Origin of the sequence: Maricaulis virginensis, assembly GCF_027922185.1 — a bacterium.
Lineage (GTDB): Bacteria > Pseudomonadota > Alphaproteobacteria > Caulobacterales > Maricaulaceae > Maricaulis > Maricaulis virginensis.
This window is the reverse complement of the sequence record NZ_BSFE01000003.1, coordinates 273,947-297,852: the sequence shown is the minus strand read 5'-3', so window position 1 is coordinate 297,852 and position 23,906 is coordinate 273,947. Positions and strand designations below refer to the sequence as shown.

Sequence of the window (23,906 nt, the reverse complement as noted above, 5' to 3'; positions counted from 1 at the left end):
CTCCGCTACCGCTCGATCGGGTCCGTCACCAGGCCCAGATTGGTGAAGCCGGCCGCATTGATATTGGCCATCACGCGCGCGACTTCACCGTATGCCGCGCCATCGTCGGCACGGATGTAGATGCGGCTCTCATAGCCGGTGCCCGCAATGGCCCGCAGGCGCGGCGCCAGTTCGGCGAGTTCGACTTCGGTTTCCTGCAGGAAAATCCCGCCCTCGGCCGTGATGGTGATGGTCAGCGGCTCCTCGCCCGACGGCAGGTTGCGCGCTTCGGTTTCGGGCAGATCGACCGGCACGCCGACGGTCAGCAGCGGCGCCGTGATCATGAAAACGATCAGCAGCACCAGCATCACGTCGACGAAGGGCGTGACATTGATCTCCGCCTTGGGCTTCCAGCGGGCGCGGCCGCGACCGGATCCGCCGCTGTCCAGGGAAACGGCCATGATCTAGTTCCCGTCCCGCTCGGCCAGCGCCGACAGCTCGTCGACGAAACCGTCCAGCCGGGCGCCGTATTTGGCGAGATTGGCGGACAGGGCGTTGAAGAAGATCACTGCAGGCACAGCCGCCAGAAGGCCCAGCGCGGTGGCGAACAGCGCCTCGGCGATGCCGGGCGCAACGACGGCGAGATTGGTATCCTGCGATGCGGCGATCGAGCGGAAGGCATTCATGATGCCCCAGACCGTACCGAACAGGCCGATAAAGGGTGCCGCCGAGGCGATCGTCGCCAGGATGCCGAGCCCGCCTTCGGTATTGGTCATCTGCCGGCCCGCTTCGGCACCGGCTGCCTTGGACACGCGGCCGCCGGCATTGTCGCCATTCCATTCGCGCAGCCCCGCCGCGAAGACCCGCGAAAACGGCTCCCTGGGGTTCTTGGCGAACTGGTCGGTCAGGGCGTCGAGCGACCGGCCGGCCCAGAATTCGCGCTCGAAATGGCGCGCCTTGGCATGCAGACCGCGCAGGTGAAATGCCTTGTCGATGGCAATGGCCCAGGACCAGACGGACATGAAGGCCAGAATGCCCATCACGCTTTTCACCACCCAGTCGGCGCGCATGAAGAGCGCATAGAAGCTGAACCCTTCGACGGCCTGCGCAACCTCGACGACACTCGATTCCATGAACCTACCCTCTGGATCGGCCGCTCCGTTCCGACGCGGCGAGACTAAACCGGTATGACACCATGCATATTGAGTGCCTGACGGCTACCCGGTCCTGCGGTCCGGCCCGCTATGCACAGCGAATAAGGCGAATTTCGGGAGGGATAGCATATCCGTGCGACGATCAGGACTCGTCGTTATGGGCCACTGTATGCGAGGCGACCGGCTGGATCGCGTCCCAGTGTTCCACGATCATCCCGTCGGCCAGGCGGAACAGGTCGCAGGCCCTGAAATTCTGGCCTGCATCGTCGAAACAGGAGAAAACCGCAACGAAATCGCCCTCGGCGACCAGATCGTCGATCCCGTGATAGCGAACACCGTCGCGCGGCCCGCGCCGGGCAATGAGTTGATCGAGACGTTCCCGCTCGCCGCTCGGTCCGGCCCGCAGAAGATCGAAGGCGACGCGATCGATGAAGGGTTCGAGCGTTGCCCGGTCGGCACCGGCCATCACGGCGGCGATGAACCCGCGCACCTGGGCCCGGCTGGTCTCGGTGTTCTCCTGCGGCCCGTTCGGAATGGCATAGGCCGCCATCGACGACACGATCCGCTCTTCGCAGACCGGACTTACGGAAATCTGCCGGCGCACCGACATCAGACCGCTGTCGTCGGTCCGGATCAGGCTCATCGTCAGCCAGGCCTCGGCACCGCCTTCCGGCTCATGCACGGCTTTCACGAAAGTATCGGGCCCGTCCTGCAGAACACGGGTGACGGAAAAGCCGAAATTGGGCGGGCGGCCAGACATGCCCGCCTGCTTGTCCTGTCCTTCGTCCAACCGAGGCCCCCTTTTTCTCAACGTAACCCTCTACGCTGCGATGTCGCAAGCCCCTGCGGAAATGAAGGAATTCAAACCGACGGCCAGTCGGCATCTGCCGGAAGCACAAACGACGCCCAACGCTCCGCCATGGATCGCGGCGGCCGCTTGGCCCGGCCGGTGCCGTCAATACAGACCGCCTGCACCTGTGCACCGGCGATCGTTTCGGGGCCGCGGCGGATCCTCTGGTCGATCATCAGGCGCGCGCCCTTCTGCGGCCGGTAGAGGGTTTCGACAACAAGAACGTCATCCACCCGTGCCGCCTTTTCGAATTCGACATTCATCCGCCGGACCGCGAAGGCGAGCGGCTCGTCGGCGGCGGCCAGTTCGGAGTGGTGAATGCCGATGGCGCGCAGGCTTTCCGTCCGCCCGCGCTCGAAGAAGTGCAGATACCGCGCATGGTAGACGATGCCGGAGAAGTCGGTGTCCTCGTAATACACGCGCACCGGCAGCCGGTGAATGCGGTCCGGCCCGAAACTGCCGGATGCGGGCATCAAGTCTGTCATCGTTAATCCATTTTCAGCGTCCTGCCGCCAGAATGCGCAACGGGACGAGACAGGGAAAGTCGGCAAGGGGGCCGGATGGCATGAGAAAGCTGTGGGAACTGGCATGGCCGCCGGTCCGGGACGGTGACATCCTGCGCGCCGCGCGTGAGCGCATGCTCAATGTCATGGCGATCACGGTGGCCGTGCTCGGCGGTTTCTCGGGCACGCTGAACCTTCTCCAGACGTTCGATGTATACCCCGTGCAGGCACTGTCCGGCGTTATCATCCCCGCCAGCGCACTCCTGATCCCTTTCATCACGCGCAATGCCAGACTGGTCAAACCCGCCGGCGTCGCACTGTGCGTCGCGCTCTACTGCATGGTCACGGGCATGATCGGCACAATCGGCGGCATGTACCACCCCGCAGCGTTCTACTTCGTCGCCATGCCGATCCCCGCAGCCTTTCTGATCGGCTATCGCTCGGGCCTGGCCGTCGCCGTGCTGTGCTGCATGACCATGCTTGTCCTCTACGCGTTCCGCGGCTCGATCGAGAACCCTTATACCGCCGATATTTCCGACTACCAGGTCGGCTGGAACACCAACGTCCTTTTCATCCTGACCCTGGGGGTCGGCATCGCCACATCGGTGTTCCAGCACGAGCTGGAGGGAGCCGGACGGGCGCTCGAGCGGGCACGCCAGAGCGCCAATGCCGCCAATCGCGCCAAGTCGGATTTTCTCGCCGGCATGAGCCACGAAATCCGCACTCCGATGAATGCCGTGCTGGGCATGGCACAGGCGCTGGAGAAGGCCGACATTCCCGACGCGCACAAGCGGCAGGCCGAAACGCTGGCCCGGTCCGGCCGCCTGTTGCTGCGTCTGGTCAATGATGTGCTGGACCTGTCCAAGATCGAGGCCGGCAAGCTGGAGATCGAGGCCACCCGTTTCAATCTCGCCGATGTCGCGGGAACCGTGGAAGCGCTCTACGGCCCGGCGGCCCGGGAAAAGGGGATCGGTTTCTCCATCGCGCTGAGCGAGGGGGCGCAGGAGGACCTGATCGGCGACCCGGTTCGGATCAGCCAGATTCTCAACAACCTGGTCTCCAACGCCATCAAGTTCACGGCCGAAGGCGACGTTCGCGTCGAAATCGACTGCGAGCGCGCCACAGGCTTGCCGGGACGGGACATCCTGATCACCGTGCGCGATACCGGGATCGGGATTGCCGCGCCGGACGTCGAACGCCTCTTCCAGCCCTTCACCCAGGCCGGAGCCGGAACTGCCCGCACGTTCGGCGGCACGGGGCTGGGACTGGCGATCTGCCGGCGCCTGTGCGAGCTGATGGCTGGCGAGATCGGTGTCGACAGCACGCCGGGCTCCGGTTCGACTTTCCGTGTCCGGCTGCGTGTGAATCAGGCTGGCGTTGCGGCGCCCGCGCTGGATTGCGGCTGCCCGTCGGCCCTGTGCGATAGCGCCCTGCGCGGCCTGCGGCTGCGCGTGCTTGCGGCGGACGACAATCTGACCAATCGCATGGTGTTGAAAGCCTTGCTGGCCGATGTGACGGAGACGCTCGTGATGGTCGAGGACGGACAGCAGGCCCTCGACGCACTCGCAAGCGGCGATTTCGATCTTGTCCTGATGGATTCCCGGATGCCCGTACTCGACGGGATCGCCGCGACCCGGCAGCTGCGCGAGCGGGAAGCAGCCGCGGGACGCGCACCGGTACCGGTCTATGCCGTGACAGCCAATGTGATGCCGGCCCATGTCAACGAGTATCTATCCGCAGGAATGACCGGCGTGATCGCAAAGCCGATTTCGCGGGAAGCCCTGCTGGAAGTCCTCGGGCAGCATACACATGGCGCCGCAATGCCGGCCGTGGCCAGACGCAGCGCCTGACGGGCTGCGGTCTACTTGCCGAACAGGCCGGTCTGACCCGTGTTGCCGCTTTGCGGCGGCGCCAGCCCGAGATGTTCCCATGCCCTCGCCGCGGCCAGTCGGCCGCGCGGTGTGCGCTGGATGAAGCCCTGCTGGATCAGGAAGGGTTCGACCACGTCCTCCAGCGCGTCGCGCGCCTCGGCGAGTGCCGCAGCAAGCGTCTCGACCCCGACGGGCCCTCCGCCGAAGCTCTCGGTGAGCGCCCTGAGATAGCGGCGGTCCAGGCTGTCCAGTCCCAGCGCATCGACTTCCAGACGCCCCAGGGCGCGATCCGCGACAGGTGCGGATATCTCGGTTGCCCCTTCAGCCTCGGCAAAGTCGCGAACCCGGCGCAACAGACGGCCGGCCACACGCGGCGTGCCGCGGGCCCGGCGCGCGATCTCGCGAGCCCCGTCCGGGGTGGCGTCGATGCCGAACTTGCTGGCCGCCCGCGAGACGATAAAGCCGAGCTCGGCCTCGTCGTAGAATTCCAGCCGGACAGGCACACCGAACCGGTCACGCAGCGGCGTTGCCAGCAGGCCAGCCCGAGTAGTGGCGCCGACCAGTGTGAATGGCGGCAGCTCGATCCGGACCGTGCGGGCGGAAGGCCCCTCGCCGATCACGAGATCGAGGCAGAAGTCCTCCATGGCAGGGTAGAGGATTTCCTCGACCGCGGGAGCAAGCCGGTGGATTTCGTCGATAAAGAGAACGTCGCGCGGCTCCAGATTGGTCAGGATGGCGGCGAGGTCACCGGCCTTCGCGATGACGGGCCCCGAGGTTGCCCGGAAGCCGACCCCCATTTCCCGCGCGACGATCTGGGCCAGCGTCGTCTTGCCGAGACCGGGCGGTCCGGACAGCAGGACGTGGTCCAGTGCCTCTTCGCGGCGGCGGGCCGCTTCGACGAAGACCTTGAGATTGGCGATGGCCGCCTTCTGGCCCACGAAGTCGGAAAAGCTGAGCGGCCGCAGCGCGCGGTCCCGCCCGTCGCCGGTCTGCTGTTCCCGGCCGACCAGGCGCTCGTCATCATCGCTGTCGGGCATCTCGCTCATGACACCGGGTCTAGACCGATCCGCGCGACGGAGAAAGCCGCCCGCATCATGGCGCCAGCTCTTTCAGCGAGAGGCGGATAACATCATTGAGCGGCGTATCCTCACCCTTGTCCCGCAGCACGGTGGCAACCGCCTGCCGGGCGAGGCTTTCATGATAGCCCAGATTGGTCAGGGCCGAGACCGCGTCTTCGCGCGAAGCGCCACCCGCCGGCGTCTCCGGTTTGCGCGGCGCCGTCCCGCCTGACGCCGTTTCCGGTGCGTGCGGGGCCAGCCCGATCGAGAAGCTGCGCCCCTGCGGCGGCGCCTTGTCCTTCAGCTCGGTCGCGATACGCGTGGCGAGCTTCGGCCCGACACCCTTGGCGCGGGCAAAGGTCGACTTGTCCCCCAGCGCGGCCGCATTGGCGATCTCGGAAACCGGAACGGTGTCGAGGATCGCGAAGGCCGCCTTGGCACCGACGCCCTGGATGTTCTGCAGGTGCACGAACCAGGCCCGCTCGATGTCCTCGAGAAAGCCGAACAGGCGAAAGGCGTCTTCGCGGACATGGGTTTCGATATGCAGCGTGACAGGCTGGCCCGGCTCGAGCCGGGAGAGCGTGCGCGAGGCGCAACCGACGAGATAGCCGACGCCGTTGACGTCGATCACCGCTTCGTCGGCGCCGACGGCCTCGACGATACCCTTGAGCATGCCGATCATGCTGCGCTCCCGATGCTGGCGGCCTTGCGATGATGGGCGTGACAGATGGCGACCGCCAGCGCGTCGGCCGCATCGGCCTTTGCTTTCGTGCCCGGCAGGAGCACACCGACCATCGCCGCCACCTGATCCTTGCCGGCCCCGCCGGTTCCCACGACGCTCTTCTTCACAAGCCGCGCCGCATACTCGCTGACCGGTAGCCCCGCGCGAGCCGGTGCGAGCAGCGCCGCTGCCCGGGCATGACCCAGCTTCAGCGCAGATGCAGCGTTCGCCGCCATGAAGGCTTCCTCGATCGCCGATTCATCCGGCCGGTACTCGGCCACAAGATCTGTCACGGCCTGGAAAATGTGATCGAGCCGCACGGAGAGCGCCGCCTCGGTCGGCGGGGTCACGACGCCGTGCGCGACCGCGCTCAGCCGCGTGCCGTCCGCACGGATGATGCCCCATCCCATCCGGCGCAATCCGGGATCGATACCGAGAATAGTGACCGCTGCTGACATTCCGCCCCCTGTTTGCACCAGACTTAGCACCATCCTGCAAACCGGAACAAGCCGTGAACGCAAGCCTCTCGATATGCGAATGAGACGCACAAATAATCGCGAGTGAAAATTAATAGCAATTACTTTGCGAAACACTCTCACAAAAACTTCCAAGCCATTGTTTTGCAGTGCAAATTAATTGACGCATTTCGTTTGACCGGATCAGCCTGGCAGAGGAAGATTATCGAGGCACGTTGCGTGTGCAGGGCAGTCTGCATGGCAATTGCGCTGGTGATGAGCAGACAGCCGGAACGCCGCCCTTATATTTGGCGGACGCTTGTATCCGGCAGGCGCGCATCGGATCCGCGCGAGCGGACAGAGGGACAGGGCGGCCCCTGGGGAGGGTTCGCAAAAGGCAGGGGAGCCGACATGGCCAAAAAAGGAAAGCTGAGCCGCCGTTCATTCCTGGCGCGCGTTGCAGGTGCTGCCGCGATGACAGGCGCCGCCTCGATCGTGACGGGTGGCGCACAGGCCCAGAACTATACGGGACGGACCGACAGCGATACGGGCAGCTATGCCGACCGGGCCGGCTATGGCCGTACCGGCCTGACCGACAGCGATACCGGTCCGAATGCCGACCGCGCAGGCTATGGCCGCGGCGGGTCGCGCACCACGGGCATCACCGACAGCGATACCGGCGCCTATGCCGACCAGGCGGGTAATGGCCGCGGCAGCTCCGGCAACAGCTGGACCGATGCCGACAGCGGGTCCTGCGCCGACCCGGGTGGACGCGGACGCGGTCCGGTGCGCAACGGCACGACCGACAGCGACACCGGCTCCTGCGCCGATGCCGCGGGCCGCGGCCGTCCCGGCTACTGACCGGGAGGCGGCAGACCATGGCCAGGCGCGGTAAACTCAGCCGGCGCTCCTTCCTGACCCGGGTTGCCGGCGCGGCGGTCTCCGTCGGCGCCGTCGGAACGGTCACGGGCTGCGCCACGACCGGCTATTCCGACAGCGATCCCTATGATCCCGTTGGCGGCGGACGCGGCTATCGCGGCGGCGGCATCACTGACAGCGATACCGGCCGCTATGCAGACCCGCCCGGCCAGGGCCGCGGCGGCGGCATTACCGACCGGGATACCGGCCGCTATGCCGATCCGGTCGGACAGGGCCGCGGCTCCGGGATCACCGACAGCGATACGGGCAGCTATGCCGACCCGCCCGGCGCCGGACGCGGCAGCACGGGGATCACCGACAATGACAGCGGTCCCTATGCCGACCCGGCCGGCCGCGGGCGCGGCGGTTACGGTTCCGGCATCACGGACAGCGATTCAGGGCGTTATGCCGACCCGCCCGGCAACGGCCGGGGCGGTAGCGGCGGCTATAATTCCGGTTGCACCGACAGCGATACGGGCAGCCATGCCGACCCGGTCGGCAATGGCCGCTATTGCTGATCCCTGACGTTTCGGCTTCCCCTCTCCCCGGTTCTCGCTTCTGACGCGGAGTCCCATCGCCATGTCCCGCCCTGCCTGGCTGGCCGACCCGATCGCCAGCCTCATTGCTCCGTTCGACGCGGAGACCTTTTTTCGCGAATATCACGAGCACAAGGCGCTGATCGTCCACCGGGACGATCCGGCGCGCTATGAAGGCCTGCTCTCGATCGACCGCATCGACGCGATTGTATCCTCGCGCGATCTGCGCGCCGGATCACTGGACATGGCACGCTCGGAGCCGCCGGTGCGGCCGGACGACTTCACCTTCGAGACCGGCTATATCGATCCCGGCGGCGTGGCCGACCAGTACCGCCGCGGCGCGACCATCATCCTGCCACAGCTGCACCTCGCCGATCCGGTGCTCGGCGAGTTCTGCCGCGCCATGGAGGCGCTGCTCTCCTGCCATGTGCAGACCAATATCTATCTCACGCCGCCGCACAATCAGGGCTTCCGTACCCATTACGACGATCACGACGTCTTCGTGCTGCAGGTGTCCGGCGAGAAGTACTGGCGCCTGTACGACACCCCCGTCGAGAATCCCTATCGCGGCGAAGGCTTCCGCCCGGACGACCACAAGGTCGGGGAACCGGTGGAGGAGTTTGTCCTGAAGGCCGGCGAATGCGCCTATGTCCCGCGCGGTCTGATGCATGACGCCTCGACCCACGGCGACGAACCCTCCCTGCACATCACACTCGGACTGATCGTGAAGACCTGGGCCGATCTGATGCTGGAAGCGGTGTCCGAAGTGGCGTTGCGCCATCCGGCTTTCCGCCGCTCCCTGCCCGTCGGCTATGCCCGTCCGGACTTCGACCGGAGCGAAGCCCAGTCGCATTTTGCGAGCCTGGCAGAAACCCTTTCGCGCGAAGCCAGGCTGGACGAGGCGATGGATCTGTTCGCCGACAGCTTCATCCGTTCCCGCATGCCGGATGTCCGCGGCACGATTTCAGGATTTGCTGCTCCCTCGGAGCCGGGACAGACCTTCCGGCTTCGCCCCTTCGTGCCCTGGCGCCTGGCTGGCGATGGCGACGATGTGGTGATCGTGACGGCGGGCGGAGAAGTCCGCTTCCCGGCAGCCGCCGAGCCGGGCCTGCATACCCTGCTCGATGGCGGAACGATTTCGCTGGAAACGTTCGCCGATCTGGATCCGGACGCCGCGCGCGACACGCTGGGCAAATTGCACGCCTTCGGTCTGATCGTCCCCGGCGAGGCCTGATACCTCAGGTCATAATTCAGTACCGGAGTTCGCCTTGCAGGGGATACAGCTCTGACTCTACATGCGGCCCCTGCGCACGGCCCGCGACTGTCGGGGCGTGCGATTCCTGTGGCGAACCGGCGAGCGCATGCGTCTGAGACTGACCCTCATCCTGATCGGCTGCCTGGCCGCGTTCACCCTGTTATGGTCGATGTGGCCCTCGCCCATCAGCCCGGCCTACTGGGACGAACCGGCTGCGCCGGAGATGACCGGCGCTCTGGAGCCCGATGGCGCGCTGGCCGATGCCGTCGCCATCGATGTCGGCCTGCCGGGAAGCGGCGAGGGTATCGCCGTATCCGACACCGGTACCATCTACTACGGCACCGCTGACGGCCGCGTCATGCGTCTCATGCCGAACGCCGACAACGAGACGGAGACGGCACTGGAGGTCGCGCAGGTCACGGAAACCCTGATCCTCGGTCTCGACTGGATCGCGCCGGACGTTCTGGGTGTCGCAGCTATTTCGGGCCTTTATGCGCTTGATGTGGAGACCGGGCACTACACGCTTGTCAGCTCCGGAGCGCCTGCGCACCCGTTCGGCTATGTGAACGATCTGGCTGCCGCGCCGGACGGCCGGATTTTCTTCACCGACTCCTCCACGCGGTGGGGCCATGACAGCGATCGGGACCGCTATCGCCACGACATGCTGGAAAACCGTCCCAGCGGTGCGCTCTATGTCTGGGATCCGGCCACCCACCAGACCCGGCTCGTGCGCAGCCGTCTGCATTATCCCAACGGGATCGAACTGGCGCCGGACGGCCGCTCGGTCCTGGTGGCCGAGACCTTCCGCTACCGCATCGTGCGGATCTGGATCGACGGACCGGAAGCGGGCAGCAAGGACATCTTCGCCGAAAATCTGCCCGGTCTGCCCGACGGGCTGGCGACGGACAGCCGGGGCCGGCTGCTCGTCACCATGCCGTCGCCGCGCGTACCGTTGCTCGGCTTCCTGCATCGCCATCCGCGCATCACGCAATTGCTGATGAAAGTGCCGGAATGGCTGCGCCCCGGCGCCGTTCCCGCACGCGCCTTCATTCTAGTGCTCGACACCGAAACCGGAGAGGCGCTGGACAGCTGGCACGATCCCGATGGACGCCTGGGCTATCTGTCCAACACGGTCGAGGCGCCGGATGGAGACTTATGGATCGGCACGACGGATCGCGGACATCTGGTCCGGTTCTCTCCGGACCGGCCGGACACCGCCGGCGATACCGGCGCACCGGTATCGCTCGACGACTGACCGCTGCGTAGTCGCAAAAGCCGCTAGCCCCGCACCAGGCCCCGCGCAGCCGCTGCAATCGCGCCGGCCGTGATACCGAAGTGCTCGTACAGCGTCTCGGCCGGCGCACTGGCGCCGAAACCGTTCATGCCGACAAACGCCCCGCCACGGCCGATCACGGCATCCCAGCCATAGCGCAGCGCAGCTTCTGCCGCGACACAGGGAACGCCCTGCGGCAGCACCGCGTCCTGATAGCCGGCATCCTGGGCCAGGAAACGCTCGACACAGGGCGCGGACACCACACGTGCAGCGATGCCCTCGCCGGCCAGCGTTGCGGCGGCGTCGACGGCCAGCGACACTTCCGATCCCGTCGCGATCAGCAGCACATCGGGCGCGCCATCGCTGTCGACCAGGGTATAGGCGCCGCGCGCCGAGAGATTCTCGGCACCATCGTCAGAACGCAGATGCGGAAGTTTCTGGCGCGACAGGGCCAGCACGGTCGGGCCGTCGAGACGTGTCAGCGCGGCTTCCCAGGCCTCGGCGGTTTCCAGCGCATCGCAGGGGCGGAAGACCTCGACATTGGGAATGGCGCGCAGCGCAGCCAGCGTTTCCACCGGCTGGTGGGTCGGCCCGTCCTCGCCCAGACCGATCGAGTCGTGGGTCATCACATAGATGACCGGCTGCTGCATCAGCGCCGACATGCGGATCGACGGGCGGCAATAGTCGGAGAACACCAGGAAGGTCGCCACGTGCGGGCGGAAGCCGCCATGCAGCGACATGCCGTTGGCGCAGGCTGCCATGCCGTGTTCGCGCACACCGAAATGGATGTACTGGCCGGCATAATCGCCCGCCTTCACCACGCCGACATCCGGCGTCTTGGTGAGGTTGGATCCGGTGAGATCGGCCGAACCGCCCACCAGGCCCGGCCAGTCGCCGATGATGGCGCCAAGGGCCTGGCCGGAAGAAGCACGCGTTGCCAGGGCCGGCTTGTCTTCGGCCACCTTCCGGCGCCATGCGGCCAAAGCGGCCAGCTCGGCTTCGCCCGGTTCACCGGACAGCTGGGCAACAAAAGCGTCCGCCAGGTCGTGGTCGGCCAGGCGATCACGCCAGGCAGCGTGCGCGTCCGGAGAACCGGCGGCGCGCCAGGCGTCCAGGATGTCGGACGGCACTTCGAAGGCCGGGTGATCCCAGCCCAGCGCCTTGCGCGCGCCTGCGATCTCGTCCGGCCCCAGCGGCGAGCCGTGGCTGCCGGCGGTGCCGGCCTTCGTCGGCGCGCCATAGCCGATCGTCGTGCGGCAGGCGATCAGGACCGGCTTGTCGCTCGTCTTCGCCGCCTCGAGCGCCGCGTCGATCGCCTCCATGTCGTGACCGTCAATGCGCGACACGGCCCAGTTGGCCGCCTCGAAGCGCTTGAGGACATCGGTCGACTCGGAAAGCTGCGTCGGGCCGTCGATCGAGATCTCGTTGTCGTCCCACAGAACGCAAAGACGGTTCAACCCGAGATGGCCGGCCAGCGAGATCGCCTCGTGGCTGATGCCTTCCTGCAGGTCGCCGTCCGACGCGATGACCCAGGTGCGGTGATCGACGAGATCGTCGCCATAGCGGGCATTCATCATGCGCTCGGCCAGCGCCATGCCGACCGACATGGAGATGCCCTGCCCCAACGGCCCGGTCGTTGCCTCGACGCCCGGCGTGTGGCCGTATTCCGGATGGCCGGCGGTCAGCGAGTCGAGCTGACGGAACTGCTTGATCTGATCCATCGTCATGTCCTCGAACCCGGTCAGGTGGAGGAGCGAGTAGAGCAGCATCGAGCCGTGGCCCGCGGACAGCACGAAACGGTCGCGATCGGCCCAGGCCGGTGCCGCCGGATCGAACTTCATATGACGCGACCAGAGAACGGTCGCCACGTCGGCCATGCCCATCGGCATGCCGGGATGGCCCGAATTGGCCGCCTGGACGGCATCCATGGACAGGGCACGGATGGCGTTCGCCATCGCCGTGAGCGAGGTTCCGTTCTGTGCTTTCATGCGGCGATCTCCACTGGTCGGCCGGTCGGACACCGGCGCGCGATCGCCGGCACTAGTCCTGTATCAGACCCGTACGGGCAAGAAGGGCACGAGTCGAGGCGTCATACTCGGATATCTCGCCGTCCAAAATCCCCTTGGTCAGAACTTTTCCCAGCTCGACGCCCCATTGATCGAAAGGATTGATCTCGTACATCACGCTCTCGACGAAAACCTTGTGCTCATGCAAGGCGATAAGCGCGCCGAGCGTGCGGGCTGACAGATCGTCGAGCAAGAGCGTATTTGACGGACGCCCGCCCGGCATGGACTTGTGCGCGGCCAGCAGCGGCTCGGCCTCGGGATCGACCTGCCGGCCGTCCAGCAAGGCCGCGCCCTGGGCCGCCATATTGGCCGCCAGCGCCCGTTCGCGCGGATCGGAACTGGCGAAATGCCGGGCGATGCCGATGAAGTCGACCGGCACGACATCCCTGCCCTGATGCAGCCACTGGAAGAAGGAGTGCTGGATCTCGGTGCCGTTGCCGCCCCAGACAAGCGCCCCGCCGGGCGTCGGTCCCGGGCGATTGTCCAGCGTCACGGACTTGCCGAGCGATTCCATCTCCAGCTGCTGGAAATAGTCGGCCAGCTTGCCCAGGCGCGCCGAATAGGCGGCGACGCAACGGCTGGGATAGCCCAGTGCCACCCGGTTCCACACATCGATCAGCCCCTTGAGGACCGGGATGTTCTCTTCCAGCGGCGCGACGGCAAAATGCGCATCCATGTCGCGGGCGCCGGCGCGGAAATCCTCGAACAGGTCGGGGCCCAGTCCGATCTCGAGCGCCAGTCCGACAGCGCTCCAGACCGAATAGCGTCCGCCCACCCAGTCCGGGAAATCGAACACATGCTCCGGTGCGATGCCGAACGCCCGCGCCTTGTCCGGTGCTGCGGAGGCGGCAACGAAATGGGCTCCGGCGCGTTCGGGCCCGACATGCCCTTCCAGCCAGTCGCGCGCGGCCTCGGCCGACATCAGCGTTTCCTGGGTCGAGAATGATTTCGACGCGACCACGAACAGGATGGCTTCCGGCTCGGCGCCCGATACGGCCTGCTTCAGGTCGCTCGGATCGAGCGAGGCCACAAAGCGCAGCTCGGGCCCGTCACCGGCCAGATCCGACAGGGCATCTGCCACCAGCCGCGGACCCAGGTCAGATCCACCGATACCGATATTGATGACGCGGGCGATCGGCAGGGCTGAAGGCGCATAGTCTCCGGACCGGACAGTCTCCGCAAAAGCACGCGTCTGCGCCTGGGTCCTGTCGACGAGCTCGGCCTCCGGGGTGCCGGATATCCTGGCGCCGTGCCGGTAGGCCATGTGCAGGGCGGGACGATCCTCGGTCGGGTTCACGACACCGCCCGACAGGAGCTTGTCGCGCTGTTCTTCCAGCCCGGCTTCGCGGGCCGCCTTGAACAGCGCATTGAGCGCCGCCTCGTCGAGACGCTGCTTTGACGCGTCGAACTCTATGCCGGCAGCCCTGGCAAGCAGGCGGTTCGAACGCGTCTCGCCGCTGTCGGCGAGCGTGCGGAGCGAGACTTTGCCGAGGCGTTCGGCATGGGCGGCAAGGTCAGACGTCAACACCATGAATATCCCGTCATTCGGTCAGGTCGAGACCGTAGAGTTAGCGCTCCCATATGACAATATGAACTGCGCTCAGAGATGGCGTTCGACTTCCGCCAGAGCGCCGACGAGGTGATAGAGTGTCGAGGCGGGCATGCCCGATGCCAGATTCTCGCCGCCTGCACCCCGCTTGTCGATCCAGCCGCCCGGAATGACACCTTCGAGATGCCAGCGAACCAGCGCGCCGCAGGCCTGGTCGAGTTCGCCGCGGCTGCCCGCGACAGCAGCCGCGCGGACCCATTCGGTCTGCATCCAGGTACGCGACCGGGCGTCGACGACATCGCCTTGCGCTGTCATGCCGGCCACCAGAAGGCCGGTCTGCACACTGCGCCCCTGCTCCATGGCCCGCCGGTAAAGCACCGGTCCGGCCGGATCCGCGGCCCGCTCGAGTAGGCGGGCGTGCTCGGCCAGCAGCCAGGTCCATTCACACCAGTGCCCCGGCTCGACATGGGCACCCTTTTCGCCATGCGGCTGCCAGTCGCGTTCAAAGAACTCACGCAACAGCCCGGTCTCGGCCACAAAGAAGTGCCGGTCGAAAAGCCCCTTGATCGCGTCGATACGCGGCACCAGACCGGTCTCGCCGGTCAGCTCGTAAAGCGACAGCAAGGCCTCGAAGAGGTGCATGTGCGGATTTTGCCGGCGAGGCAGAAGCGGCGCCCCGATCGCCTCGCGGTAACCGCCATGACCGGCCGGCATGTGCGTGTCGAGAAAGGCCAGCGTCTCGTGTGCCATGTCGAGGAAGCGCACGGCGCCGGTTGCCTTCCAGACCCAGGCTGCCGCCAGGATGATGAAGGCATGATCGTAGAAGTCGCGCCGGCTGTCGGCGACACGGCCATCGTCATGAACCAGATGCACCCAGCCCGGCTGGCCGTCGGGCGACCGGGCAATCCGTGCCAGCCGGTCCAGGCCGGCTTCGGCCAGATCGGTACGATCGAGCCAGCCCTCGCAGGCTGCGCGCGCAAAGACATAGGCCTGACGGGCCTGGGCCCGCACACGCCGGATATCGCCGGTTATGCCGGCGCCGTCCATGTCCAGCGTTTCGAAGAAGCCGCCATTATGCCGGTCCCAGCCCCGCCCTGCCCAGAATGGCAGAGCCTGGCTGCGGCCCCAGTCGGCAAAACGGCGTGCATGCTCCATGGATGTCCCCGGCAAACTGCCCCCCCAAAGGAGGTCCTATCAGCCCAGGGCGGCCATGTCCTCGTCGGAAACGTCGAAATTGGCGTAGACGTTCTGGACGTCGTCGCAATCTTCCAGCGCTTCCATCATCTTCATCAACGTCGCGACCTTGTCACCCGTGACTTCAATGAGGTTCTGCGGCTTCCAGATCAGCTTGGCCGAGGACGGGTCGTCGAACGTACCCGACAGGGCTGTCACGACGTCCATCAGATCCTCGCGGGCCGTGTAGATGATGTGTTCGCCTTCCTCGTCCTCAGTACCGGCTTCGGAAGTGACATCCTCGGCGCCGGCCTCGATGGCGGCTTCCATCATCGTGTCCTCGTCCGCCTTGGAGAGCGGGTAGCGGATCTCGCCGACATTATCGAACATGAAGGCGACCGAACCGGTCTCGCCCATATTGCCGCCATTCTTGGCGAAGGCCGTGCGCACCTCGGCGGCCGCCCGGTTGCGGTTGTCGGTGGACACTTCCACGATCACGCCGATCCCGGCCGGACCGAAGCCTTCATAGCGGATGTCCTCGTAGGCTTCGCTGTCGCCGCCGGAGGCCTTGTCGATAGCACGCTGGATATTGTCCTTGGGCATCGACTGGCCCTTGGCATTGGCGATCGCCAGGCGCAGACGGGGATTTGCGTCGGGGTCCGGGCCGCCCATTTTCGCGGCAATCGAGATTTCCTTCGACAGACGCGAGAACAGCTTGGAGCGCAGCTTGTCCTGGCGCCCCTTGCGGTGCTGGATATTGGCCCATTTGGAGTGTCCGGCCATGGTGACAATCCCTCTTCCTGCGGATTCGAGGGTCACTGCATACTCAGATTGAACGGCGATGGCCACTGCTCACGACACACGAAGCGCGCGCCCGCACAGGGCCGGATTGCCCGTCAGAGCAGGTCTGCCCGCCCCCCGGCCTGCAGCGCTTCGACGATCGACTTGACCGACTGACTGGCCTCCCGGCGCGTCACCAGGACAGCATCGGCGGTTTCCACCACGACAAGATCGTCGACACCGATCACACCGACCTTCCGGCCCGTCGACAGAACGTAGCTGCCGCGCGTATCGACCAGATCGACATCGCCGCGCGTCACATTCCCCGCCGCGTCGCGCTCGGCGATATCCCACAGCGCCCCCCAGGCCCCGACATCCGACCAGCCGATATCGGCCGGCACGACTGCCGCATTCTCCGTGCGCTCCATGACGGCATAGTCAAAGGAGATGGACGGGCAGGCGGAAAACGCCGCAGCGTCGAGCCGCAATGTCGACCGATCGCCGGCGGCCGCCTCGACGGCGGCCCGGCTGGCCGTCAGTACATCCGGGCAATGCTTCGACATCTCGGCGGCAAGATGACCGGCCCCGAACAGGAAGATGCCGGCATTCCAGTAATAGCCTCCGTCGGCCAGGAAGCCCCTGGCGCGCTCGAGGTCGGGCTTCTCGGTGAAAGCCCGGACGCGATAGCCGCCGTCCAGTGGCTCACCCCGGCGGATATAGCCATAGCCGGTTTCCGGGCGCTCGGGCTGGATACCGAATGTGATGATGTGTCCGTTCTCGGCAAGTCCGGCGCCGGTTGCGACCGCAGCCCTGAAGCCGGCCGCATCGCGAATGTGATGATCGGCCGGAAGCAAGAGGATCAGCGTGTCCTCGCCATGCTCGCGTCGAACCAGCTCGGCGGCCACTGCCGCGACCGGGGCCGTATTCCGCCCCACAGGCTCCACCACGAGGCGGACGGCGCCGGCGTCCATCGCCTCGAGCTGCGATCGGGCCAGATCGCACTGCCGCTCGTTGAGCACGACGATGGGCGGCTCGAAACGATAGTGCTCATTCGCGCCACTGACCCGGCGGACGGTTTCCTGCAGCATCGTCCGGTCGGAAACCAGTGCGTGGAGCTGTTTGGGATGCGCGGTGCGCGAGAGCGGCCAGAGCCGCGTACCGGAGCCGCCGGACATGATCACTGGTACGATACGGGTCACGCGCTCCCCCGGGAGTTTCCTGCAGGCGCATCATCCCGCGCGGTCGCTTCAGATCAAGACCTTATCTCAGGAAAAGCGGAAAGACGGCGTCTTGCCGCCCGGCACACTAGAGATAATAGCGTTCCTTGCGGAATCCGGTTTCCGTCGCCGGCGGGAAGTCGTGCACCGACAGATAGGCCAGGAAGCGGCCGAGCAGATCGGCACTGTCGGTCTGGACCACCCGGATATGGACATGATCGTCCTCAAGCCGGGTCGTGAAGACACACGCTTCATCGTCGCCCTGTGCAGTCTCCTTGTCGCACAGCCGGAGGAAATCCGTCATGTGCCGGTCGAACACATAGGCATCCTGTGCGCGTTCGAAGCGGATCGTCTGCTTGAACATGAATTCCCCTGCACTCACTGACCTGACCGGAACCACACGCAAGATTCATTCCCCGATTGCGAACGCATGCCGGCCCAAAGCGATCCACCTTGTACGCAGTGCGGTCCGCCTGAGCGGCGCATGCCTGGCCGGCACCGGACATCATCGCAGGCAGGCCGCGACAATCCGGTCTCGTCACGCTAGCGAAGGCGGGGAGACGATCAAGCGAGGCGAGCGGCTGGAAATGGAAGAAACCGCCACTACGCATCATTTTTGTCACATCAATCGGGAATATATTTCGAAAGCTGACCGCCAATCCGCACAGGCTCGCACCTCACGGCCAGCCCGGTCGCATCGTCCGTCTCGACGAAGACGCCGCACAGGGTCGCCTCTCCGGTCGCCGGCTCGAAGCGGCCGGAGCGCATGCGGGTGGTGAAACGGCGCAAGGGCTCTTCCTTGTCCATGCCGATGACACTGTCATAGTCGCCGCACATGCCGGCATCGGTCTGGTAGGCGGTACCGCCCGGCAGGATGCGCGTGTCCGAAGTCGGCACATGCGTGTGGGTGCCGACCACGAGGCTCGCCCGGCCGTCGCAGAACACGCCCATCGCCATTTTCTCGCTCGTCGCCTCGCCGTGGAAATCCAGCAGCACCGCGTCCGCGACCACGCCCATCGGCGCAGCAGCCAGTTCCCGTTCAACCGCCGCGAACGGGTCGTCGAGCGTTTCCATGAAAAGATTGCCCATGGCGTTGATCACCAGGATGCGGCGACCGTCAGGCAGATCGTAGAGATTGGCGCCGGCGCCGGGCGTCGACCCCACCGGATAATTGGCCGGGCGCAGGAGACGCGGCTCCCGCTCGATATAGCTCAGCGCCTCGCGCTGATCCCAGGCGTGATTACCCAGCGTGATGACATCGGCGCCCAGATCGAACAGCTGATTGCAGATTCGCTCGGTAATCCCGAAGCCGGCCGCGGCGTTCTCGGCATTGATGACCACGAAATCGAGCGCCAGGCGTTCCCGGAGGTCGGGCAAGTGGTCCTCGACAGCGCGACGACCGGTCTTTCCGACAATATCTCCAAAGAAGGCGAGGCGCATATTCCATCCTTTTTTCGTGCTCGATTGCGCTCTTGTGCCGCCAGCCGAAGGCGACATTGCAACCGGTGTTGTTCTGGTTCATTAGGAGGGCAAAGAAAAGAGTGGGTAACAATCCTTGAGCGTTCATCAGCCCGTCCCGCAGATTTCAGCGCCCCATGTCGGTGCAACGCCGGACGATGCGGACCTGCCGGAAGTCGCCGTCATTGTCCCCGTCTACAAGGGCGCCGCGATGCTGGGAGAACTTGTGCGCCGCTTGCGCGAAACGCTGCGCGGGATCGATGCCCGCTACCAGATTGTGCTGGTGGACGACCGCAGCCCGGACGACAGCTGGGCCGGAATTCTCGCGGAGAGCGCTGCAGACCCCGGGGTGCTGGGAGTAAGACTGAGCCGTAATTTCGGCCAGCACGCCGCCATCTCCGCGGGCATGGCACACGCCCGGGCCCGCTGGTATGTGGTGATGGACTGCGACCTGCAGGATCCGCCCGAAGCGATTGCGGATTTGTACCGCCATGCGATCGAAACCGGTGCCGACGTCGTGATCGCCGAGCGCGAGACCTCCGGATTGGGCGCCGGGCGCAATCTGGGCTCCAGCCTGTTCAACACCGCATTGCGATGGTCGTCCGGTCTCGAAGTTTCCAGCAAGTTCGGAAATTTCAGGATATTCTCCGACAAGGTCGCCGCAGCTTTCCGGGCCTATCCCGAACAGCTGCGCCTCTTTCCCGCAATCATGACGCAGCTCGGCTTCGAAACGCGCCGCCTGCGTCTGCCGCGCAACGAGCGGGCCGAGGGCAAGTCTTCCTACAATCTGTTCAAACTGGCCAAGCTCGGCCTGGAAACCATCATCGCCTATTCCGAAAAGCCCCTCTGGCTGATGACCGGGGTCGGTGTTGCAGTGTGTATCGCCAGCGTGCTCTTCGGCCTGACCATTACGGTCAACGCGCTGGTCAACGGCATATCCGTTCCCGGTTACGCCTCCCTGGCGAGCCTGATATCCTTCCTGGGGGGCCTGCAAGTCTTCCTGATCAGCCTCGTCGGCCTTTATGTCGGACGGGCGCTCGCGGAGGCGAAACGGCGGCCGGTCTTCATCGTCGACACACTCGCAGCGGCGGGCGCTTCCGACACGCCCCCACGCCCTAAGGACACGCCATGAGCGAGACGCGCTATCCCTCCCGCATCGACGGTACGATCGAGGCGGACGAAGTCATTGTCGGCGAAGGCGCCGTCGTCGAGGAAGGGGCCATAATCCGTGGCAAGTCCGGCCCGGCGAAGCGCGTGGTTATCGGTGACTTTGCCTATGTCGGCGCCGGCGCCAAGATCCTGTGTCCCGAATTCGTCATCGGCGACTACACCAAGCTGCACGAGCGCGCCTTCTGCCACGGCGTTCACCCCCTGCGCATCGGCCGGAATTGCTGGTTCGGCGGCAATGTCATCCTCGACACGATGGGCGGGCTGGACATCGACGACAATGTCGGGATCGGCGCAGGCAGCCAGATCTGGACCCATGCACAATTCGGCGATGTGGTCGAGGGATCGCGCTTTTACTCCCACAAATACATGCACATCGGAAAAGACGCCTGGCTGGTGGGACACTGCCTGGTCTCGCCCGTTCGCATCGAACCGAAGAGCATGGCCATGCTGGGTTCGGTCGTTACCGGCGACATGCTGGAGAACCGGATCTATGGCGGCGCACCCGCCAGGGACCTTTCGGACAAGATCGGCTTCCAGTTCCTGGACCGCACGGTCGACGAGAAAATCGCCAAGCTGCAGGAGTTCATCGACGCATTTGAAGCCGAGAACCCGCGATTTGCCGGACAACTCGTCGCCGTCGACAGCCTCCCGGAAACCTCCGACCCGCAGATAACCTATTTCAACCTGTCGGACCGGACCTACACCCGCCGCCGTTCCGAGGCAGAGACCGCCTTCCTCCGGAAAAATGTTCCGCTGATCAAATTCGTCCCTCACGACGTACCGGAATTCTACCGCCCGTCGGCGCCGGCACCCTGACATGTTCCCCGACCCGGCTTCATTGCCCCGGCCCGACACCCATCCGGCCCTGTTCCGGCTGTTGCGTTATCTGGTCGTGGGTGGCGGAACCAATCTGCTGCTTTATCTGGCTTATCTCGGCATCACCTTTCTCGGCGTGTCGCCGGAAATTGCGACAACCGGGGCCTTCGCGGCCGGCATAGCGATCACCTACCTGCTCAATCGCGGCTGGACGTTCCGCAGCACCCACGCCTGGCAACGAACAGCGCCGCGCTATGTCGCTGCCTATCTGATGGGATACGTCGTGCAGATCAGCGCGCTGGCGGGGCTCTACCGGCTGCTCGACATACCGCACCCGCTTGCCCAGCTTTTCGCGATGGGCCTGGCGGCTGTGACGATTTTTTTGTCACTGCAGTTCTGGGTCTTTGCAGAGCAAACGCCGCAAGACTGAAGCGGCCCTCACTCGGAGATGCGCACGGCGCGTTTTTCGCGCACAAGATCGACTGCTGCCTGACACATCTCCAGCGGGCGGCGGCACCGCAGCGCCTGCGCGTCCTGTTCGGTCAGAACGGGGTGACCGTAGAATATCTCGGCCTGCCGCGACATGTAGCGGCGTGTGTAGCCGACCTGTTCCTGAAGATATGCCGCATACCCCCACATCGAAGCCAGGCTGACCAGCAACATCGCACCGGCTCCGGCAACGGCAGCGATGCTCGACCACTGCGCAAAGCGCTGGCGGGGGGCACTGCGTTCAACGACGAGTGCTCGCACAGCGAACAGGAAAGCCAGCAGCACGCCGAGCCAGAAGAAGCTCAGCACCCCCTGATAACGGGGCGCTTCAACCACGCCTCGCACCAGTCCCGCACCAATGGCGGCGAGCACGGCATGCCCCATGAGTGCCAGCACAACGATATGTCCGCGGGCGATCAGGAATGGCGCCACGGCCGCGCTGCAGATTGCGCACAGCACCAGCAACCCTGTCTTGATCGCCTCGGCCTTGTCAGTGAGCTCGAAATAGTCCGTCAGGGTCGCCCCTCCGAGACTCTGATAGACGCCGGAGCGAACCCAGTCGACGAGATCGGCGAGCCCGACACTGCCAGGATCGGGCGCCCGATAGCCGGCTTTCGCCAGAAGCACGTCATACAGCAGCCAGCTCGCGGCAAAGCCGGCTATCACCACGCCATGGCGCAGATGGGCCTTGGGCAAGGAAGCCAGGTCTCCGGCCCGGAGCCGGGCAAAAAGATCCGGCAATGACACGAGCACCATCGCCGCGAGGCCGGCAGCATAGAAGGTCTTGAAAGTCGCCACGCCCACGACGAAGACAGGCACAATTGCCGCGACGAGGAAGGTCAGGTGTCCGATCCGCCGGCGCACATAAAGCGCTGTACACACCAATGTCGCCGTGAATGCGACATAGGCAAGATTGCCGTTCAGGGCGAGCATGTCATAGCTGAAATCGACCGAACGCAGCGGCGTGAAAACAAAAAAGGCGACCATCACCGCACCGATGGCCATCCACACGGCCCGGTACTGCGGATTCCCGATCTCCGCGTCAGGTTCGAACTCGGCGATATACCAGCGGATGAGCATCACCAGCCCGATCAGGGCGAGCGGGCCGGTTGCCGAGAAGACAAGCGTGTTGTAGCCGAACTGCTCCAGGAGCAGATACGACATGATCTTGTAGGAAAAGTGGAAATGAGGCCCCTGACTCTGCAGCAGATAGTCGGGGTCCAGCATGCCTTCGGCGCCCATTATCGCCGGGATGAAGAAGTTCAGGTCATCGGCATGGGGAATGCCGTTCTTGAACCGGAACAGATAGACCACCCACAGCAGGGCAAAGACCGCTGCGCAGGTGAAGTACACAAGCCCGTCCGGCCCGGCACTGAAATGACTTTTCGCCGGCGAACCTGCCGGTCGGTTATCTTGACCGGCATCAGCCATGTCCGGCGGACCGCAGCGCGGTTTCGATGATCCGGTCCAGGTTCTGGCCGACCCCCGGATAGAGCGGAAGGCGCACCAGCCGATCGGAAAGCTCGTCCGTCACCGACATGTCGCCGTGCACCCGCGAACAGGTGCGGCCGAAAGGCGATGAGTGAAGCGGGACATAGTGGAAAGGCGTGGTGATACCGGCTGCCTTCATACTCGAGATGAAGGCCGTGCGCGCATCCAGGTCCGGCATGAGCAGGTAGTACATATGCGCGTTGTGTTCGCACTCAGCCGGGATGACGGGCCGCCGGACGCCTGCCGTTCGCTCGAGCGGTTCGAACGCCGCGTGATAGCGGTTCCAGACAGCGATACGTTCGTTATTCAGCGTGTCCAGCTTCTCAAGCTGCCCGAAGAGGAAGGCTGCAACGAGCTCGCCGGGCAGGAATGAGGAGCCCATATCCACCCAGCTGTACTTGTCGGTCATGCCGCGGAAGAACTGGGCGCGGTTGGTGCCTTTTTCGCGAATGATCTCGGCGCGCAGCGAAAGCCCGGACCGGTTCACGATCAACGCCCCGCCTTCACCGCTTATGATGTTCTTCGTCTCGTGGAAGCTGAATGCCGCCATGTCGCCGAACGAACCCGCAGCACGGCCATTGCGGGTCGCACCGAGTGCTTGGGCAGCATCTTCCACGACCATCAGGCCGTGTCCGGCAGCGATCGCGCAGATCGGATCCATATCCGCGACCACGCCGGCATAGTGGACCGGGAAAATCGCGCGCGTCCGGTCAGTAACAGCAGCCCGCACCTGTACAGGATCTATGTTCAGTGTCTCCGGCTCGATATCGACAAACACGGGCGTCGCCCCGCGCAGCACAACTGCGTTGGCTGTCGAGACGAAGGTGTATGAGGGCAGGATCACTTCATCGCCCGGACCGAGGCCGCAAAGGATCGCGGCCATTTCCAGCCCGGCCGTACAGGAGTGCGTCAGATGCGCCGAGGCACCGCCGATGCGCTGCAACAAGGCCTGCTCGCACCGCTCGGTGAAAGGCCCGTCGCCGGCCAGCTGGCCGGAATCGATCGCTTCCTTGATATAGTCCAGCTCCCGGCCGGCCAGAACCGGCTTGTTGAACGGGATCTTGGGCGCAGACATATCGTTCATTGAACTCCCCTGGATGAACGATGGTGTATCGTTTCCCCAA

At 65.2% G+C, this 23,906-nt stretch carries 24 protein-coding genes; 8 read left to right on the top strand and 16 right to left on the bottom strand.

The window, feature by feature from the left end:
• Positions 1–5: 5 nt before the first annotated feature.
• From PKE71_RS07405 to ybgC, 4 genes are all read right to left on the bottom strand, one after another.
• On the bottom strand, positions 6–440 hold the full coding sequence (locus PKE71_RS07405; RefSeq protein WP_271186314.1) for an ExbD/TolR family protein: 435 nt from the start codon (positions 438–440) through the stop codon (positions 6–8).
• A 3-nt stretch (positions 441–443) separates the two neighbouring features.
• Complete coding sequence (tolQ, locus tag PKE71_RS07400; RefSeq protein ID WP_271186313.1) at positions 444–1,112, bottom strand: protein TolQ; 669 nt, start codon at positions 1,110–1,112, stop codon at positions 444–446.
• A 163-nt stretch (positions 1,113–1,275) separates the two neighbouring features.
• Positions 1,276–1,893 (bottom strand): nuclear transport factor 2 family protein, encoded by a 618-nt coding sequence (locus PKE71_RS07395; protein ID WP_271186312.1) that lies wholly within the window; start codon positions 1,891–1,893, stop codon positions 1,276–1,278.
• A 101-nt stretch (positions 1,894–1,994) separates the two neighbouring features.
• Positions 1,995–2,468 (bottom strand): tol-pal system-associated acyl-CoA thioesterase, encoded by a 474-nt coding sequence (gene ybgC / locus PKE71_RS07390; protein WP_271186311.1) that lies wholly within the window; start codon positions 2,466–2,468, stop codon positions 1,995–1,997.
• Positions 2,469–2,548: 80 nt separating this feature from the next.
• Between ybgC and PKE71_RS07385 the strand changes: the two genes are divergently transcribed.
• Entirely contained in the window at positions 2,549–4,336 is a 1,788-nt protein-coding gene (locus PKE71_RS07385; RefSeq protein ID WP_271186310.1) for an ATP-binding protein, read from the top strand.
• An 11-nt stretch (positions 4,337–4,347) separates the two neighbouring features.
• Here the strand turns inward: PKE71_RS07385 and ruvB are convergent, their stop codons facing one another.
• Genes ruvB through ruvC form a run of 3 tightly spaced genes read right to left on the bottom strand, consistent with a single transcriptional unit; the run spans position 4,348 to position 6,594 of the window.
• Positions 4,348–5,403 (bottom strand): Holliday junction branch migration DNA helicase RuvB, encoded by a 1,056-nt coding sequence (ruvB, locus tag PKE71_RS07380; RefSeq protein ID WP_271186309.1) that lies wholly within the window; start codon positions 5,401–5,403, stop codon positions 4,348–4,350.
• Between the two features lie 46 nt (positions 5,404–5,449).
• Positions 5,450–6,097 carry a Holliday junction branch migration protein RuvA gene (gene ruvA, locus PKE71_RS07375; protein WP_271186308.1) on the bottom strand — a complete coding sequence of 216 codons (648 nt, stop codon included), beginning with the start codon at positions 6,095–6,097 and terminating at the stop codon, positions 5,450–5,452.
• Complete coding sequence (gene ruvC / locus PKE71_RS07370; RefSeq protein WP_271186307.1) at positions 6,094–6,594, bottom strand: crossover junction endodeoxyribonuclease RuvC; 501 nt, start codon at positions 6,592–6,594, stop codon at positions 6,094–6,096. The genes ruvA and ruvC overlap by 4 nt, the downstream gene beginning before the upstream one ends.
• A 408-nt stretch (positions 6,595–7,002) precedes the next feature.
• Between ruvC and PKE71_RS07365 the strand changes: the two genes are divergently transcribed.
• The 4 genes from PKE71_RS07365 (at position 7,003) to PKE71_RS07350 (ending at position 10,555) form a co-directional block, all read left to right on the top strand.
• Positions 7,003–7,452: a hypothetical protein gene (locus PKE71_RS07365; protein WP_271186306.1), complete on the top strand. Its 450-nt coding sequence runs from the start codon at positions 7,003–7,005 to the stop codon at positions 7,450–7,452.
• Positions 7,453–7,469: 17 nt separating this feature from the next.
• On the top strand, positions 7,470–8,027 hold the full coding sequence (locus tag PKE71_RS07360; protein ID WP_271186305.1) for a hypothetical protein: 558 nt from the start codon (positions 7,470–7,472) through the stop codon (positions 8,025–8,027).
• A 61-nt stretch (positions 8,028–8,088) separates the two neighbouring features.
• Positions 8,089–9,279, top strand: a complete 1,191-nt coding sequence (locus tag PKE71_RS07355; RefSeq protein WP_271186304.1) for a cupin domain-containing protein — start codon at positions 8,089–8,091, stop codon at positions 9,277–9,279.
• Positions 9,280–9,406: 127 nt separating this feature from the next.
• Positions 9,407–10,555, top strand: coding sequence for an SMP-30/gluconolactonase/LRE family protein (locus PKE71_RS07350; protein ID WP_271186303.1), 1,149 nt, complete (start codon positions 9,407–9,409; stop codon positions 10,553–10,555).
• Positions 10,556–10,578: 23 nt separating this feature from the next.
• Here the strand turns inward: PKE71_RS07350 and tkt are convergent, their stop codons facing one another.
• The 7 genes from tkt to PKE71_RS07315 form a co-directional block, all read right to left on the bottom strand.
• Complete coding sequence (gene tkt / locus PKE71_RS07345) at positions 10,579–12,561, bottom strand: transketolase (protein ID WP_271186302.1); 1,983 nt, start codon at positions 12,559–12,561, stop codon at positions 10,579–10,581.
• Positions 12,562–12,613: 52 nt separating this feature from the next.
• Positions 12,614–14,170: a glucose-6-phosphate isomerase gene (pgi, locus tag PKE71_RS07340; RefSeq protein WP_271186301.1), complete on the bottom strand. Its 1,557-nt coding sequence runs from the start codon at positions 14,168–14,170 to the stop codon at positions 12,614–12,616.
• Positions 14,171–14,239: 69 nt separating this feature from the next.
• Positions 14,240–15,343: an AGE family epimerase/isomerase gene (locus PKE71_RS07335; protein WP_271186300.1), complete on the bottom strand. Its 1,104-nt coding sequence runs from the start codon at positions 15,341–15,343 to the stop codon at positions 14,240–14,242.
• Between the two features lie 39 nt (positions 15,344–15,382).
• A complete protein-coding gene (locus tag PKE71_RS07330; RefSeq protein WP_271186299.1) occupies positions 15,383–16,144 on the bottom strand; it encodes a YebC/PmpR family DNA-binding transcriptional regulator in 762 nt (253 codons plus the stop codon).
• Positions 16,145–16,257: 113 nt separating this feature from the next.
• Positions 16,258–17,340 (bottom strand): mannose-1-phosphate guanylyltransferase/mannose-6-phosphate isomerase, encoded by a 1,083-nt coding sequence (locus PKE71_RS07325; protein ID WP_271186298.1) that lies wholly within the window; start codon positions 17,338–17,340, stop codon positions 16,258–16,260.
• A 106-nt stretch (positions 17,341–17,446) separates the two neighbouring features.
• Positions 17,447–17,722 carry a hypothetical protein gene (locus tag PKE71_RS07320; protein ID WP_271186297.1) on the bottom strand — a complete coding sequence of 92 codons (276 nt, stop codon included), beginning with the start codon at positions 17,720–17,722 and terminating at the stop codon, positions 17,447–17,449.
• A gap of 260 nt (positions 17,723–17,982) precedes the next feature.
• Positions 17,983–18,798, bottom strand: a complete 816-nt coding sequence (locus PKE71_RS07315) for a TIGR00282 family metallophosphoesterase (RefSeq protein ID WP_271186296.1) — start codon at positions 18,796–18,798, stop codon at positions 17,983–17,985.
• A 115-nt stretch (positions 18,799–18,913) separates the two neighbouring features.
• Here PKE71_RS07315 and PKE71_RS07310 point away from each other — a divergent pair, with 115 nt between their 5' ends.
• The 3 genes from PKE71_RS07310 to PKE71_RS07300 are packed head-to-tail and all read left to right on the top strand — an operon-like array spanning position 18,914 to position 21,232.
• On the top strand, positions 18,914–19,948 hold the full coding sequence (locus tag PKE71_RS07310; protein WP_271186295.1) for a glycosyltransferase family 2 protein: 1,035 nt from the start codon (positions 18,914–18,916) through the stop codon (positions 19,946–19,948).
• Positions 19,945–20,802, top strand: a complete 858-nt coding sequence (locus PKE71_RS07305) for an LbetaH domain-containing protein (RefSeq protein ID WP_271186294.1) — start codon at positions 19,945–19,947, stop codon at positions 20,800–20,802. Before PKE71_RS07310 ends, PKE71_RS07305 begins: the two co-directional genes overlap by 4 nt.
• A gap of 1 nt (position 20,803) precedes the next feature.
• Positions 20,804–21,232: a GtrA family protein gene (locus tag PKE71_RS07300; protein ID WP_271186293.1), complete on the top strand. Its 429-nt coding sequence runs from the start codon at positions 20,804–20,806 to the stop codon at positions 21,230–21,232.
• 8 nt (positions 21,233–21,240) lie between these two features.
• Here PKE71_RS07300 and PKE71_RS07295 read toward each other — a convergent pair whose 3' ends face one another.
• Together PKE71_RS07295 and rffA are read right to left on the bottom strand one after the other, a co-directional pair.
• Entirely contained in the window at positions 21,241–22,722 is a 1,482-nt protein-coding gene (locus PKE71_RS07295; RefSeq protein ID WP_271186292.1) for a hypothetical protein, read from the bottom strand.
• Positions 22,715–23,857 (bottom strand): dTDP-4-amino-4,6-dideoxygalactose transaminase, encoded by a 1,143-nt coding sequence (rffA, locus tag PKE71_RS07290; protein ID WP_373878801.1) that lies wholly within the window; start codon positions 23,855–23,857, stop codon positions 22,715–22,717. Before rffA ends, PKE71_RS07295 begins: the two co-directional genes overlap by 8 nt.
• Positions 23,858–23,906: the final 49 nt, after the last annotated feature.